The organism is Pseudomonas violetae (genome assembly GCF_023072615.1).
Lineage (GTDB): Bacteria > Pseudomonadota > Gammaproteobacteria > Pseudomonadales > Pseudomonadaceae > Aquipseudomonas > Aquipseudomonas violetae.
On record NZ_JAKNRW010000010.1, the window covers coordinates 98876 to 114926 of the forward strand.

Annotated in this window: 9 protein-coding genes; 3 read left to right on the plus strand and 6 right to left on the minus strand. The window is 59.9% G+C overall.

Going from position 1 to position 16051, the window contains the following annotated elements; all coding sequences use genetic code 11:
* Position 1: 1 nt before the first annotated feature.
* Complete coding sequence (locus L9059_RS14715; RefSeq protein ID WP_247291739.1) at positions 2-670, minus strand: DsbA family oxidoreductase; 669 nt, start codon at positions 668-670, stop codon at positions 2-4.
* Positions 671-719: 49 nt separating this feature from the next.
* Positions 720-1739, minus strand: a complete 1020-nt coding sequence (locus L9059_RS14720; RefSeq protein ID WP_247291740.1) for an alpha/beta hydrolase — start codon at positions 1737-1739, stop codon at positions 720-722.
* Between the two features lie 206 nt (positions 1740-1945).
* Here L9059_RS14720 and L9059_RS14725 point away from each other — a divergent pair, with 206 nt between their 5' ends.
* Positions 1946-7552, plus strand: coding sequence for a dermonecrotic toxin domain-containing protein (locus L9059_RS14725; protein ID WP_247291741.1), 5607 nt, complete (start codon positions 1946-1948; stop codon positions 7550-7552).
* A gap of 362 nt (positions 7553-7914) precedes the next feature.
* On the opposite strand, the gene metE is transcribed toward L9059_RS14725, so the two are convergent.
* Positions 7915-10227, minus strand: coding sequence for a 5-methyltetrahydropteroyltriglutamate--homocysteine S-methyltransferase (gene metE, locus L9059_RS14730; RefSeq protein ID WP_247291742.1), 2313 nt, complete (start codon positions 10225-10227; stop codon positions 7915-7917).
* 119 nt (positions 10228-10346) lie between these two features.
* Between metE and metR the strand changes: the two genes are divergently transcribed.
* Complete coding sequence (gene metR, locus L9059_RS14735; protein ID WP_247291743.1) at positions 10347-11264, plus strand: transcriptional regulator MetR; 918 nt, start codon at positions 10347-10349, stop codon at positions 11262-11264.
* A 100-nt stretch (positions 11265-11364) separates the two neighbouring features.
* Here the strand turns inward: metR and L9059_RS14740 are convergent, their stop codons facing one another.
* From L9059_RS14740 to nosR, 3 genes are all read right to left on the minus strand, one after another.
* Complete coding sequence (locus tag L9059_RS14740) at positions 11365-12003, minus strand: LysE family translocator (RefSeq protein ID WP_247291744.1); 639 nt, start codon at positions 12001-12003, stop codon at positions 11365-11367.
* 24 nt (positions 12004-12027) lie between these two features.
* Positions 12028-12462, minus strand: a complete 435-nt coding sequence (locus L9059_RS14745; protein ID WP_247291745.1) for an NUDIX hydrolase — start codon at positions 12460-12462, stop codon at positions 12028-12030.
* 65 nt (positions 12463-12527) lie between these two features.
* Positions 12528-13904 carry a response regulator c-di-GMP phosphodiesterase, NosR family gene (gene nosR, locus L9059_RS14750; RefSeq protein WP_247291746.1) on the minus strand — a complete coding sequence of 459 codons (1377 nt, stop codon included), beginning with the start codon at positions 13902-13904 and terminating at the stop codon, positions 12528-12530.
* A 215-nt stretch (positions 13905-14119) separates the two neighbouring features.
* On the opposite strand from nosR, the gene L9059_RS14755 reads away from it, so the two are divergent.
* A complete protein-coding gene (locus L9059_RS14755) occupies positions 14120-16033 on the plus strand; it encodes a putative bifunctional diguanylate cyclase/phosphodiesterase (RefSeq protein ID WP_282615477.1) in 1914 nt (637 codons plus the stop codon).
* The last annotated feature ends 18 nt before the right edge of the window (positions 16034-16051 follow it).

Genomic DNA, 16051 nt, shown 5'->3' on the forward strand with positions numbered 1-16051 from the left:
TCTATTGATTCACCGTGCCGCCCTTGGCCTCACTCATGATCTGCCGAATGGCGCCAACGAACGTATCCACAGGTTGACCGCCGCTGATCGCATACTGACCGTTGAACACCACAGTCGGTACTGAACTCACTCCGCGGGACAACCACAGCTGTTCTTCTTCCCGAACTTCCCGGGCGAACTCGTCCGATGCCAGGATCGCCTCGGCCCGCTGCCGATCGAGCCCGACATCAGCGGCAATCTGCGCCAGTTGCTGATGATCGGACGGGTTACCTCCGTCGGTAAAATACGCCTTGAACAGCGCCTCTTTCAAGTTGAACTGTAACCCTTCCAGCCCTGCCCAATACAGCAGGCGGTGGGCATCGAACGTGTTGTAGATGCGGCTGTTGCCGTCAGTGCGAAAGGCAAAGCCGACCTCGGCGCCGCGCTCGCGGATCATCTCGCGATTCTTCTGCGACTGCTCAGGCGTGGACCCGTATTTCTCGGTGATGTGCTCGGTGATGTTCTGCCCTTCAGGTCCCATCTTCGGGTTCAGCTCGAACGGCTGGAAACGTATCTCGGCCTGGACCTCGTCACCCAGCCTATCCAGCGCTTGGGTCAGGCCGTACAGACCGACGACACACCAGGGGCAGGATACATCGCTGACGAAATCGATTTTCAGGGGGGTAGTCATCACTCACCTCACAGACTGGAACGCGCCGGAAAGTGAGAAAGATACACCCCTACAGAAGGTTGTGTTCAACCACCGGATCAATCTGCGCCCAATGCGAGGTGTCTTCGCGGTGGGCCTGCAAGTAGGGCAACACCGCCGCCAGCAATGGAGCCTTGAACGCTTCCTGGAAGCGATGAGCCAGGCCCGGGATCAGCTTCAGCTGACTGCCGCGAATGTGCGCGGCCAGGTGTACGCCATGCATGACCGGTAGCAGCGGATCCGCCGTGCCATGCACCACCAGGGTCGGCACCCGCAGCTGATTGAGCAGCGCCACCCGGCTCGGCTCGGCGAGTATCGCCATGATCTGGCGCTTCACGCCCTCGGGGTTGAAGGCCCGGTCATAGGACTGGGCCGCCTGTTGCAGCAGGGCCTGGCGATCATCGCTGACCGTCGGGCTGCCCAGCGCCGCCAGCAGATCGGCTTGTTGCTCCAGCGCCGCCTGGCGATCGGGTGCCCCGCGGCGCGACAGCAGCTGTACCAATGCGGCATTCGGTGCCGGCAATCCTTCAGCGCCGGAACTGGTCATGATCAGCGTCAGGCTTTCCACCCGTTGCGGCGCCATGGCCGCCATATGCTGGGCGATCATTCCGCCCATGCTGGCACCCAGCACGTGGAATTGCTCGACGTGCAGGGCGTCCATCAGACCGAAGCCATCGTCCGCCATGTCAGTCAGGGTGTACGGCGCCGCGACCGGCAAGCCCAGTTTGTAGCGCAGTACTTCGAAGGTCAGGTTGGCATCCACTGGCGCTTGCCGCCACGTCGAAAGACCGACATCGCGGTTGTCATAACGGATCACCCGAAAGCCCTGCTGACACAACGCAACGACCACCTCGTCCGGCCAGTGAATCAACTGCCCGCCCAGCCCCATGACCAGCAACAGCGCTGGGTCCGACGTACGGCCGATGCTCTGATACGCCAGGCTCACCTGGGCCAGGTTGACCCGTTCGGTCGGAACATTGACATCGCAACGAGCGGCCGCAAAAGACGGCAGGCCAAACAACAACACAGCCAGAAAACACAATACACGCATGAAAAAACACCAAAACGCAGAACCCCAGTAGGACGCGAGTTTGATGATATTTGTGCCTGCGCGCTGCCACAGTTGCGTGACAGTTTGATGAACATCGCCGAGCGGTCGATGCGGTAACTATGTAGTGCCAGGGCCAGGCAGAATTTTCTTTAAATGACCTGCTCCTGAAGTGGATCAACCGCTTCCTCATACCGAGCCCTGTTTCCATGACTGAAAAACTCGATTTCGACCTCACTGCTGTACCCCCCAGCTTCATACCCTCTTCATCGCCATTACCTCCTTTGCGCGACACCAGCCTGATTCTCAGCGCGTTGGCCCGCTGGCGCGAAAGTAGCAAGGGCTGGCGTGAGTTGCTGACCGCGAGTCCAGGGGTAAGGGACACGATTGAGCAGTTGTTCAAAAGCCAACTGAGCCTGGATGGGCAGAAGGCCGGCCTGCTGTTCGGACCGTCGCAAGGGCGTCAACAAAGCTTCGTCAGCTTCACCGATGCCTGTGCTTTTGTTGTGCAGCACCCGACGCTGGACACCACGCTGGATCAGCAGTGTCAGGTCAGCGGCCTCGAGAGCACACACCCACTGGCGAGCCTGACACCCCTGCAAATGCTCGAGCGGCTCAAGACCCTTAACCCAGTGCAGGCACAGGCCGAGCGCTGGGGCGCTTTTTGGCAAGCGCGTGCCACCGGGACCGCGCTATCGCGGCAGGCATGGACCACCCGGCACTATCGCGACCATTTCGAGGCCGCCGCCCAACTGGCATTTGCTGAAAAAACCCTCACGAAAGACCAACTCGCGCCCCTTCTGTTGATCATCGATCCGCCCGGCGGAGCCTTGACGCTAAACGGTATGCCCATCCATACCGAACAGCTGGCACTGGTGCTGAGCAACCAGAGTCGCGTGAAATTAACCGGCGCATGGGTCATTACCGTGGGTGATCCGGCGAGCGTCACCAACCTGCTGTACCTGCCCAGTCGACCGGTAGCGATCCAGGCGTTCAGCCAGCGCAGCGACATGGAGGATTGGCTGGCGCAGCAGGCATTGATTCCTATCGGGCTGTCCGCCGACAATCTGCAGTTCGAATACAGCGCGCAGACCGACCCCATAACGCAGGGAGCCAGCGATCTGCTGGCCGCTCGCCAACAGGCCCAGGTCAGCGCACTGCGTCATGGCACGCGGGGCAAGCCCGGGCTGGCGGAATATGGCGCTCAATCGCTGGTTCAAGTGGAACAGGTCGAGCAACAGATGCGCATCGCCAGCTTCGTCGCCTTGCCGCCCAAACCGATCGAGTCCCCAGAAGAAATCACGGACGCCGAGCAGCCGCTGTTCGGCAATCTGTATCCCGATATCCTGTGGGAGATGCGTCAGGCCGCACTGGCCCACCAGCGCGAGTCGCTCGAAAAATTGATTGAAGACGTGGGCGACGGCGCAGGCCTGCAACCTTTCAAAGACCCGCTCAACGCACTGGAAAGCGCCGAAAAGGCCGCCGACCTGGCGGCGTCTGACTTGCTACATAGGTCACGGACGCTGGACCTTGTCACCTTCCAGCAGGCATTTACCGCCCTGCACTCCGCCCACAAGGCCGGCCTGCACGCTGAAGCCGCAATGCAAGTAGCCCTCAAGCAGTTGAACAGTGATGAACACGCCCTGCTCCAGGCCCTGCTGGAGACTCCCGACGCCCCCGGCACTGAACCGGTTGCGGCCAGCCTTACCCTGACGTTGACTGAACAAGTTGCAGACCAAACCACCGCCCAGGCCTTGCGAGGCGTGATTCTGGTGGCACGGGCCGAAACCCTTGCCGATGCCGACTCACCCCACAGCGTGCTGCTCTACTGGCCAGGCAGCGGTGGGGGCCTGCAGCGCTTTGCCAACCGTCGAGAGCTTGAACGGGACTTATTGCGCATTCCAAAATCAGGTTCCGGGATGACGCTGGCGCTGAACAAAATCAACGGTGACGCGCTCCTGTATGGCCTGAACCAACTCACCAGCGAATTTGAAGAGAAGGCTGCGGGGATACGCCAACGCCATGCCGATCCTGCGCAGGCTACCCAGCGTGCGGAACAGTTGGATATCCTGCGCAAACAAACCCGCGCCCTTTTGCAGGTACCGGTGCACGCCGCCAGAAGCCTGGCGTTTACCCACCTGCAGGAGCAGGACCGCAGCGGCGCCCTCACCTCCAATATTCCCGACTGGCTAAATAACCTGAGCGAGGTTGATCGCCATCGACTCAAAAGCCTGATTGAAGCGTACATCCAGTCAATGCATCGCAGCCACGAACTGATGACGGTGGCGCTTGAACCTCGGGACGACTTCACCCGTAAACATTTGTACGAACGCCTGCGCAAGGATTTTAGCGTGCGGGGCCGTTTCAGCGTGACCCTCGACCTGCCTGATTCGGTGCGCCAGGAGTATCACTTCATGCAAGCTCCCGGAGCGCCGGGAACTCCGAAGAAACTGGTGCTGGTCCCAAGTGCCGCACGCAGCAAAATGCCCCTCGAGGACCTGGCCCAGCACAACATTGATAACACCCCGTCGATGAGCCTGGAACCTCTGCTCCTGAGACTGGGCTTCATGCAAGTGGAAGTGACGGCGCAGGATGATAGCGAACGCCAGACGCTGAAAAACGGCATCACCCTGGCCTACCTGAAACGGGTGTTGCCGGAGCTCGACCTGCCCAAGACTTACGAAACGCTGATCCGCGACGCGTTCCATGGCGGGGCCAGCGAGTCCGCATTCGTGGTTGAGCATCGCCGCGAAAGCCTCATTGAGCCCTGGAGCCTGATGCTGCAACTACAAGGCGACGCTGCGCGTTTGCAAAAGCACATCACTGCTGACGACTTGCAGGTGTTGAAAATCGCCATCGACGCCAACACCGCCGAGGCCTGGAGAGCCGAAGGTAAGTCTATCGTTCTGTTGCCAGCTAGCCTGACCCCAGGCGGAGGAGACACACCTGGCGAAGGACCCGTTACCCTGTCAGGCGTGACCTTCATCGAGGAGCAAGTCAGCAAGGCGACTTTGCTATATGCCCCCGATAGTCCCGATGGCCAGTTCCTGCGCCGGTACGACAGCCTGGAAGAAGCCCGCAGGGCCCTGTTCAACCTGTGCCTGCATGACAAGTGGGCCAACTACCTGGCGGACCGGGCAATTCTGGGTGATGTCGCCTCACATAAAAGCCGCATCACGCAGAGCCTGCTCAACAACTTCGATGGCTTGATCGGAGTCGGCACCCGCTGGCCGCCGACCACTTCGCTGGCGGCCCACCTGCTCAATGCACACATGGGACGCCTGATCGAAGCGCACCGAGGCACCTCCCGCTCCAATGACGCCTTGTACATGGAGCGCTACGCCCTGCAGGGTCCGCGTGCTTTCAATTTTATAAAAATGGCCCTGGGCGTGGTGCCCTACGTCGGCACCGTCATTTCCATTCATGATGCCTGGACCGATGCCAACAAGGCGGTGGCCGCGCTCTTGCGCGGAGAAGTGGCCGATGGTCTGACAGATCTCGAATCGGTACTGACGTCACTGGTCGACGCCACCATGGACCTGCTGCCCGGTGAAGCGATATCGTCGGGGCTGTCCCGAACGGCACGCTCTTTTACGCGAGCGCGCCAGCTAAAAAGACTGGCCCGACATGCCGGCGCACTCAAGAGCACCTCCCTTCGCCACGCTGAACAGGTCGTGCAACGCTTTGCCGATTACGAGTATGAAAAGCCAATATCACTGTCTGGCCTACAACCGGCAACCCATGGGATCTATCGCAACATCTATCGTCATGGCGATGGTGATTTCATCGTGCGCCAAGGGCGAATCTTCAAGGTAGAGCGCAGCGCAGATTCTCGTAATTGGCGCTTGAGCGGCAACCGTCAGAAAACCTACAAGCAGCCCCTTGCGCTCGATGAAGAGGGTCGCTGGGATACTTACTACGGGGTCTACGGCGTCACGTTCGAAGGCGGCGGCCTGGGTGGCGGACAGGTTTTCGGGCACCTGGCCGAGACCCTCGATCCTCTCTGGCCTCGAGTTATTCGTCAACGGCTGCCACGCTGGTGGGTGGACCAGGCTTATCGCCGGCAAGGTCAATTGGAAGACACTGCCGACAACCTTGCGCGTCGTTTCAATGCACAGTGCAAACAAACCGAAGCGGCGCTTGAGCGTTACAGGGAAGGCAGACCAGAACAGCGTCCCGAGTTCGGGCGGGCGGCGGAAACGGCGTGCATTGACGATATAGAACTGGGTATCCAGCGGTACGAGACGCTGGCGGAACTGCGCGGCCTGAGCAGCGGCAACAAGAAAGCCAGCGCCCTGCAGATGCAAAGCGATTGTGCCTGGCTGGTGACTGACCGATTTGTAAACCGCGTCCACCTCGCCGGCGGCCGAATCTCCGCATGGGTGGATAAAGCTGATGCGCTCTCGATCCGCCTGGACGAATTACCCCAGGGTAGCCTCGACGAATATTTGGGCATTCTGGAGGAGTTGCGCAATGTGCGGGTGCAGATCGTGCGCGAAATGGATCACATCGAAGAATTGATGATCAAGATGAATCAATGGCTGGGCGAAATCATCCCGCCCAAAAAAAACCGCGTCAACGCAGCACATGACGAGACTCTTTTCGCCGAACTGAAAAAGTCTGTCGAATCCATCAACCAGCGTTCCAGCGAAGCCAAGGTGCTGATTGTAAAAACCGGACATCTGTTGGAGATGGTCAAGCGCGTTGGCACCACCAGCGACCTGTCCTGGATTGACCTGCAGCGCCAGACACGCCCTCTTCGCAGCCGTTTTGAGCGTGCCCTGCTGGCACAGTACGGGTTGACAGAAGCTGCCGCCTCCCGCGCCCAGCGTAACCAGATACTCGCCGATTGCCTGGAGTCCTACACTCAGTTCCGACGTGGCATGCAGGCGTGGACCAGCGGATATCCCCAGCATTTCCATTTGAACGTCGTCGAGCCGTTGCTGAACAACATCGAGAAACTTGCCGAGCGCGCTCGCAAAGGCATAGGCAAACCCGTAGCCGAACGACCTGCCGGCCAGAACACCAAGAAAATCTTCACCACCGAAGACGACCAGTTGCTGATCGGGGTCGAACGCTGGGAAGCCACCACCCAGAGGCATCAATACACCCTGACCGGGTTGGGTGGGCACGTGGAAATCTGGGAACAATCCAGCCCCGGCAAATTCCGCCTGCTGAACCCACCGCCGCCGACATCTCATTCTGCGCCCATGGATCTGGAGTCGCTGGCGACCGACGCCCGCAACCGCCTGCAATCCCAGGCGACCTATCAAACCAGGGTGCAGTCTTATGCAGACAGGGACATGCTGCCGGTAGACCTTGAACACATGATGCTCAGCGAGGCCGAGGAACTTGCTCACCGTGCAACTGCAATCGAGGCAATTGCCCCGGGCAACGAGCTGATCCAGCATTTGCGCAACAAGGCCGGCGAGCTGAAAATCACCGGTCGCTCGATACGCACCCGGCAGTCACTGCGCAGTAAAAAACCCACCGATGGCATGCTCGACGATCTGGTGCGCAACAACGCAGTGGATATTCGCAAAACCAATCCGATCAAACATCTGGGCAAACGTCGCGACGGTCGTAACGACTACATGCAGGAGTACGAAGTCCGGGACCTGACACAAACGCCGCCGACATTGTTGTGGTATGCGCACTTCCATTACACCAGAGCTGCGCCGGTTTTCGCCGAGTTCGAAAAAGCCCATTTGAAGTTACCGGAGCACCGGTTCCTGACCCACGCCGACGACGCCGAGCTCCCCTACTCTGACATCGGCAAACGATCGACTGCGCTTGAGCATTTCGAAAACCTTTGACCCCTTCAAGGAGCAAGCTCCCTCGCCACGAGCTGGGGGTGGCTTTGAAGGGGGTGGCCGCCCGGCGACCGCGCAGTGACACAGCCGACGCCGATTAACCTGCATGCACAAACCCTGTGGCGAGGGAGCTTGCTCCCGCTGGGGCGCGAAGCGGCCCTCCGGCTTCTTCGGTCGTGTTGAGTCTGGAAGACGGTGGGCAGCGGTTTGGGGCCGCTGCGCAGCCCAGCGGGAGCAAGCTCCCTCGCCACGGGTTGGGGGTGGCTTTGAAGAGAGTAGCCGCCCGGCGACCGCGCAATTAACCAGCCGACGCCGATTAACCTGCATGCACAAACCCTGTGGTGAGGGTCCCGCTCTTTGAAGGTTTACGCCAACTGACTGCGCAACTGTCGCGCCGCCGCCACCATGTTGACCAGCGCTGCCTCAGTCTCCGGCCACGCCCTGGTCTTCAGTCCGCAATCGGGATTGACCCACAGGCGCTCGGCCGGGATCCGCTTGGCGGCCTTGCGCAGTAAGTTGATCATCTCAACGGTGTCCGGTACTCGCGGCGAGTGAATGTCATACACACCCGGGCCGATATCATTCGGGTAGTCGAACGCTTCAAAGGCTTCCAGCAACTCCATGTCCGAACGCGAAGTTTCGATGGTGATCACGTCGGCGTCCATCGCCGCGATTGCCTGGATCACGTCGTTGAATTCGCTGTAGCACATATGGGTGTGGATCTGGGTTTCGTCGCGCACTCCCGAGGCGGTCAGCCGGAATGCTTCCACCGCCCAGTCGAGGTACTCCTGCCATTGCGCGCGGCGCAGGGGCAGGCCTTCGCGGAACGCGGCCTCATCAATCTGCACGATTTTGATGCCGGCGTTTTCCAGGTCCACCACCTCATCACGCAGGGCCAGGGCCAGTTGTTGCGCCTGTACTTTGCGCGAGACATCTTCCCGGGGGAACGACCACATCAACATGGTCACGGGACCGGTCAGCATGCCCTTCATCACCTTGTCGGTCAGGCTTTGGGCATAAGTGATCCAGTCCACCGTCATGGCCTGGGGGCGGCTGAGGTCGCCATAGATGATCGCTGGTTTCACGCAACGTGAACCATAACTCTGCACCCAACCGAACCGGGTAAAGGCATAACCTTCCAACTGCTCGGCGAAGTATTCGACCATGTCGTTGCGTTCGGCTTCACCGTGTACCAGCACGTCCAGCCCCAGGCGCTCCTGGACTTGCACGGCTTGCCGGATTTCAGTGTGCATGGCATCGGTATAGTCGTTGGCCGACAGCTTGCCTTGCTTGAATGCCTGACGCGCCAGGCGTATCGATCCAGTCTGCGGGAACGAGCCAATAGTGGTCGTAGGGAACGCCGGCAACTGCAGGCGAGCACGCTGTTGTTCAATACGCTGGGCAAACGGTGATTGGCGCTGGCTGTCAGCGGCATTTACTGCCGCAACACGGGCCTGCACGGCGGCTTTGTGAATACGCGGCGACTTGGCACGACAGGCCTCAATCGCATTGCTTTCAGCCAGCGCCGCTCGCACCTTGGGCGCTTGTGGATCGTTAAGTGCGTCACGCAGCACGGCGATCTCGCCGCACTTTTGCACGGCAAACGCCAGCCAGCTTTTCAGTTCCGGATCAAGCTTGTCTTCGCGATCGACGTCCACCGGGCTGTGCAGGAGCGAGCAGGAACTGCTGACCCACAGATTGTCGCCGAAGCGTTCCTTAGCCGGTTGCAATTGCGCCAGCACCGACTCCAGTTCGCAGCGCCACACATTGCGCCCGTTCACCAGGCCGACGGACAGAATCTTGTAGGTCGGCAGGCGATCCAGCACCTGACCCAGCTGATCCGGCGCACGCACGGCGTCGATGTGCAGGCCTTGCACCGGCAGGCCGACTGCCAGGCCGAGGTTGTCTTGCAGGCCGCTGAAATAGGTCGCCAGCAGCTTTTTCAGCGGCGAGTACTGGAGGATGTGGTAAGCGCGTTCGAACGCACTTTTCCATGCCTGGGGCAGGTCCAGGGTCAGAATCGGTTCGTCGATCTGTACCCATTCCACGCCTTGCGCGGCAAGCCGACTGAGGATTTCGTTGTAGACCGGCAACAGGCGTTCGAGCAGATCGAGCCTGTCGAAGTCGTCACCTTTAGCCTTGCCCAGCCACAGGTAAGTCAGCGGGCCGATGATCACCGGCTTGACGGTGTGGCCGAGCGCCAAGGCTTCGTCGACCTCATCGAACAGCTGCTCCCAGCTGAGCTTGAACTGCTGATCGGCGCTGAATTCAGGCACCAGGTAGTGGTAGTTGGTGTCGAACCACTTGGTCAGTTCCTGGGCGTATTGCGCCTTGCCATGCTCGCCGCCGCAGCAGGTGGCAGTGGCGCCTCGGGCCATGGCGAACAGAGTGTCGAGGGTCGGCAGTCCGTTCTCGTCTTTGGCGCTGTCGAAACGCTGCGGGATCACCCCAAAGGTCAGGGAATGGGCCAGCACCTGGTCATACCAGGCGAAGTCGCCGACCGGCAGCAAGTCGATGCCGGCGTCTTTCTGCAGTTGCCAGTGGGTGGCGCGCAACTGGCGGCCGACGCTCTGCAGCGCAGCCAGATCAAGGTCGCCCTTCCAGTAGGCTTCAAGGGCTTTTTTCAGTTCGCGGTCTGCGCCGATGCGGGGAAAACCAAGTGTGTGGGCCAACGCCATGGGGAATGCTCTCAATCAAAAGGGGACGTGAAACATGGCGCTATTGTCGACAGACAGAGCAACATGAGACAAACTCAACCTTTTCGTGTTGATCACAAGTTTTTCTCATGGAGCCCCCGGTGCTTGAAATCCGCCACCTGAAAACCCTGCACGCCTTGCGCGAAGCTGACAGCCTGGTCGATGCGGCCGATCGCCTGCACCTGACTCAGTCGGCCCTGTCCCACCAGTTCAAGGAGCTGGAAGAACGCATGGGCATGCCGTTGTTCGTACGCAAAACCAAGCCTGTGCGCTTTACCAGCGCGGGCCTGCGCCTGCTGCAACTGGCTGACGCCACACTGCCGCTGTTGCGTGGCGCCGAGCGCGACATCGCCCGGCTGGCCGGCGGCACTGCGGGACGCTTGCACATGGCAATCGAATGCCATAGTTGCTTCCAGTGGCTGATGCCAACCATCGACCAGTTTCGCGACGCGTGGCCGGAAGTCGAACTGGACCTGGCTTCGGGTTTTTCCTTTGCACCGCTGCCGGCCCTGGCGCGCGGCGATCTGGACCTGGTGGTGACTTCGGACCCGCTGGAGCTGGCGGGTATCACCTATGTCCCGCTGTTCACCTACGAAGCAATGCTCGCAGTGGCCAACCAGCATCGTCTGGCCAGCAAGGCTTATATCGTTCCCGAAGACCTGCTCACTGAGACCCTGATCACCTACCCCGTGGAGCGTGACCGGCTGGACATCTTCACCCGCTTCCTGGAGCCGGCGGACATCGAACCGGCGCAGGTCCGCACCTCAGAACTTACGGTGATGATGATGCAACTGGTGGCCAGCGGTCGTGGCGTGTGCGGCATGCCCCATTGGGCGTTGCATGAATACAGCTCACGGGGTTATGTGAAGGCCAAGCGGCTTGGCGAGAAAGGATTGTTCGCGACGCTGTATGCAGGGATTCGTGCGGACATGCTGGATGCGCCCTACATGCGCGATTTTTTGCTAACCGCAAAAGACACCTCGTTCTCGACCCTGGATGGTGTCAGCGCAGCTCGTTAGTACAATCGCCCCCCCCTGACGGAGCGAGCTCGCGATGGGCGTCAACGATGACGCGGGAAGCCTGACTGCCCACAGTGTTCTGGCGCTTTCCGCGGGCTTTTCAGGCGACCTTACGCTGCTCCAGCATCAACCGCACTGCCAGCGCCGCCAGCACAAACCCCATGAAATACCGCTGCACCGCCAGCCAGCCCGGGTTGTGCACGAACCAGGACGCGATGCCCGCCGCGAATAACGCAATCAGCAGGTTGACGCAAAAACTCACACTGATCTGAGTCAGCCCCAGCACGATACTTTGAGTGAACACCGAGCCATGTTCAGGAGAGATGAACTGCGGGAACACCGAGAGATAGAACACCGCGATCTTCGGGTTAAGGGCGCTGGTCAGAAACCCCATCGTCACCAGTTTGCGCGCAGAATCCGGCGGCAGTTGCTGCGCTTCAAACGGTGACCGCGCGCCGGGCCGGACCGCTTGCCAGCCCAGCCACAGCAGGTACAGAGCGCCAGCCCACTTAAGCACTTCATAAGCCAAGGGAACTGCGAGGAATACCGCAGTCAGACCCGCTGCGGCAGCGAACAGGTGCACGAAGAACCCCGCCACCACCCCCAGCAATGAAACCACGCCGGCCTTGCGCCCCTGGCAGATGGAACGGGAGATCAGATAGATCATGTTCGGCCCGGGCGTGAGCACCATCAGCAATGCCGCGGCGGCGAAAATCAGCAGGTCTTGAAGTGGAATCATGGCCAATCCTTTGTTCGTAAACGATCAGGCAGGCGCAACAATCGAGGCACGATAAAACGGTAGGATCAGGTCCCGTGTCAATGGCGCCAACATGACCTTGCCATCGGTGGCAGGGTCGATCCAGATCACCTCCTCGATCTCCGCAGCCGGCGACACATCTGCCTTGATCGACAGCTGAAACAACTCCGCCTGCACAACATAACCTGGCTCATTGGCCGCAGGGGCGCTGAACTGGCCGAGGTAGGCGGCATGCGTCGGATCAATCACCAGTCCCAACTCCTCCTCCAGCTCTCGCGCCAGCGCATGTATCGGCTTCTCATGGGCTTCGATCTTTCCGCCGGGTTGCATGAAGGCGTTGGTGCCGCGCTTACGTACTAGTAGCGTGCGCCCGTCCGGGCCGATCAACAGCGCTGCAGCGATGTGGATGGTGCGAGTTGAAGAGTCTGGTGTAACCGTCATGGATGAATTCCTGACCTGAAAAAAAACGCAAGGATACCGCTGCGCCAGTAAATTTTCACATGGGATCAGTGCTGCGACTTGGCACCGTCCGACATGGCGGGAGGCTCAGCCAGCGCCTGCGGCACTTTCACAAAAATGCTGTACTTCGCCCCTTCCATGGCTTCGAAAGTGATCAGCTTTTCCACCAGCGCCGCATTCAACACCTTCCCGGCATTGAGCAGCAGCATGCCATTGTCGGCATTGAGGTTACGCGCAAGGATCATGCCCGCGGCCACGTCGCGAGTCGTCAGTACCTTGACCAAAGGATCGGCCAAAGAGACATCGCTCAGGTAAGCGGCACAGACCTGGACGAAATCTTCCACCATCCCGGGATCGTAGAGCCGCCCGGCATAGTTGCGGATATAAACCAGCGCCTCATCGCTGTTCATCTGCCGCTCAAGAATCAGCCCACGTTGCAACTCGATGAAATCCACCGCCAGTTTCAGCAGGCGCGAACCGAAGGGAATGGCGTCACCTTTGAGTCGGTCCGGAAACCCATTGCCATCCCAGCGTTCCTGGTGATGAAGAATCAGCCGGGCGGCATCCTTCATCGGATCGAGGGTCATCAACAGGGTCTCGCTCTGTTTCGGATAACCGCGATAACGCTCGCGATCGTTATGATGCAGCAGGTCTGCCGGTGCCGTCATCATGCTGTCGGTCCAGCTCAGTTTGCCAATGTTGTAGAGCGCGGCGGCCATCGTCAGGTCGCGCCCGCTGCTTTCATCCACACCATGGCGTTTGCAGTAGACGCGCACCAGTTCGATGATCTGCCGATTGGTCTGCTTGGCGATAGGCAGCCGCAGGTTGGCCAGCAGCGAAAAGACCTCGGTGCCGGTAACGTAGCTGTGCTTGAGCTCTTCGTAGGCCAGATCCAGCATGTCGGCGGTCTGCTGCAGTTCAGCCGTGCGGGACGCGACGTGCTGCTCCAGAGACGCATTGAGTCGTTTCAGTTGCTCGTTCTGCTCCCGAGTTTCCTGCTCCAGGCGCAGGCGCTCCCGCTCGGAATACTGGTAGGCCAATGACTGGCGCAACGTCAGCAGCAACTCTTCGTCGTGCCAGGGTTTGCTGAGGTAACGATGAATCTGCCCTTCGTTGATCGCCTTGATGATCGGAGAAGGGTCGGCGTAACCGGTGAGCATGATTCGCGTGGTGTGGGGATAGTGCTCATGGACGTAGGCCAGCAGCGTGGCGCCGTCCATATCGGGCATGCGCGCATCGCTCATCACCAGATCGATCGGCTGCAACGCCATGATCGCCAGGGCCTGGGCCCCGCTGGTGGCGAGCAGCACGTCATAGGGTTGGCCGCGCATCAGGCGCCGCAGGCTATTAAGGATGGACTCCTCATCATCGACCAGCAGCACTTGGGGTCTATGGCTCAAAGTCGTGGGCATTTGCTCTTCCATAGCGTCACCTCAACTGAAACGACTATCTGGCCGCGTCTGGGCCGGATGCGCGTCCGATATTGCCGGGGTCTGGCGTACAGGCTATATGAAACTGCGCCCATCCCGGGTAATGATTTCGTCGCGCCTGAGCGAAAGACTGGCCAGAGGTCTATGCTCACGGGACTCGGATCCATTATTTACGTCCGCCAGGTGATCAGGGAAAGGATGCCACTCCTATGAATACGCCTCCTCAGATCGGTGCTGGCTCCCGCGTGCCAATCAAGACTGCAGCGCGGACCAACCGGCGCATTCTGATCATCGATGATGCGCCATCGATCCACGAGGACTTTCGTAAGATCCTCGCCCCCGACATCGACACTGAACTGGCCCTGGCCGACACGGAAGAGGCCCTGTTCGGCACGTCGCCGGTCGACCGCCTGACGTTCCAGCTCGACTCGGCCTACCAGGGTCAGGAAGCGCTTGAGCGGGTCCGGTGCGCTCTGGCAGAGGGCCGCCCGTATGCCATGGCGTTCATCGACATGCGCATGCCACCGGGCTGGGACGGCCTGGAAACCATAGAGCATTTATGGAAGGCCGACCCGCAACTGCAAATCGCCCTGTGCACCGCTTATTCCGACTACAGCTGGGAAGACATGGCAGAGCGACTGGAGTTCGGCGACCAGTTGCTCGTGCTGAAAAAGCCTTTCGACAGCCTGGAAATCCGCCAGATGGCCAGCACCATGACCTGGAAATGGCAGATGGCCCAGGACGCGGCATTGAAAGTCTTGAGCCTGGAGCAGACCATCGAAGCGCGGGTTCATGAACTGCTTAAGGTCTCACATCTGCTGCAATACGACGTCCTGACCGAATTGCCCAACAGTACATTACTGGGAGACCGGCTGAACCAGTCGCTGGCCCTGTCCCGACGCCATGACAAACAACTGGCCGTGATGTTTTTCGGGCTGGACCGCTTCAAACGCATCAACAACGCCCTGGGCCACCCGGCAGGTGACGAGATGCTCAGGCTCGTGGGGCGCAATGTGGTGGCATCGGTGCGTGAGTCCGACTCCGTGTTTCGCTATGGCGCGGACGAGTTCGTGGTGATCCTCGCCGATATCCGTCACCCCCAGCAAACCAAAGGCATCGCCGATAAGCTCCTTGAGGCTATTCGCGCGCCCCAACATATTGCCGGTCACGACCTGAGCGTGACCGCCAGCCTGGGTATCAGCATCTATCCGGACGACGGCTTCGATGCCTTATCGCTGATCAAGAAAGCTGAAACCGCGATGCGCAACGTCAAGGAAAGCGGACCGGGCAACTACTGCTTTTTCATCGACGAAATGAACCAGCGCGCACGGGACCAGCAAAGCATCGAGACCGGTATCCGCCTGGCACTGGCGCACAACGAATTTGTCCTGCATTACCAACCCAAGCTCGACCTTGGCAGTGGCCAGGTGGTCGGTGCCGAGGCGTTGGTCCGCTGGCAGAAACCGGGGCAAGGGCTGGTTTACCCATCGGCATTCATTGAGGTCGCCGAAGACAGTGGCCTGATCGTCCCCTTGAGCAAATGGGTGCTAGCCGAAGCCTGTCGACAAAGCTGTGCGTGGCGGGCCGCCGGGCTGCCATCGATCTGCATGTCAGTGAACATGTCGGCCATCGATTTCCGCCAGCGGGATTTTGTCGACGGCATCGAACAGATCCTCGCACAAACAGGTATGGAGCCTGCGCTCCTGGAGCTGGAAATTACCGAAAGCGTGCTGATGCAAAACATCGAGTCCACGATCACGTCGCTGCACCGGATCAAGGCATTAGGCGTGCGCCTGGCCATCGATGATTTCGGTACCGGTTATTCGAGCCTCAGTTACTTGCGGCGTTTTCCCGTCGACGTGCTGAAAATCGACCAGTCATTCATTCGCGGCTTGAGCAGCGACAGCAAAGACGCAGCCCTGGTCAGTGCCATCATCAGCCTGGGGCGCAGCCTCAGGCTGACCATCATTGCCGAAGGCGTGGAAACCGCCGAGCAACTGGACTTTCTCAAGGCTCAGCACTGCGAGGAAGGCCAGGGCTACTACTTCAGCAAAGCGGTGGAGCCCGAGGTATTCGTTCAATACATGCAGTCGCTCAAGCCCTCCTGGTCCGTTACCCCGTGAACAAAGTTAAACGACACC

Bases quoted from the DNA above. Each gene is read 5' to 3' on its own strand.
- L9059_RS14715 (WP_247291739.1), bottom strand. From the start codon at position 670: ATGACTACCCCCCTGAAAATCGATTTCGTCAGCGATGTATCCTGCCCC.
- L9059_RS14720 (WP_247291740.1), bottom strand. From the start codon at position 1,739: ATGCGTGTATTGTGTTTTCTGGCTGTGTTGTTGTTTGGCCTGCCGTCT.
- L9059_RS14725 (WP_247291741.1), top strand. From the start codon at position 1,946: ATGACTGAAAAACTCGATTTCGACCTCACTGCTGTACCCCCCAGCTTC.
- metE (WP_247291742.1), bottom strand. From the start codon at position 10,227: ATGGCGTTGGCCCACACACTTGGTTTTCCCCGCATCGGCGCAGACCGC.
- L9059_RS14740 (WP_247291744.1), bottom strand. From the start codon at position 12,003: ATGATTCCACTTCAAGACCTGCTGATTTTCGCCGCCGCGGCATTGCTG.
- L9059_RS14745 (WP_247291745.1), bottom strand. From the start codon at position 12,462: ATGACGGTTACACCAGACTCTTCAACTCGCACCATCCACATCGCTGCA.
- nosR (WP_247291746.1), bottom strand. From the start codon at position 13,904: ATGGAAGAGCAAATGCCCACGACTTTGAGCCATAGACCCCAAGTGCTG.
- L9059_RS14755 (WP_282615477.1), top strand. From the start codon at position 14,120: ATGAATACGCCTCCTCAGATCGGTGCTGGCTCCCGCGTGCCAATCAAG.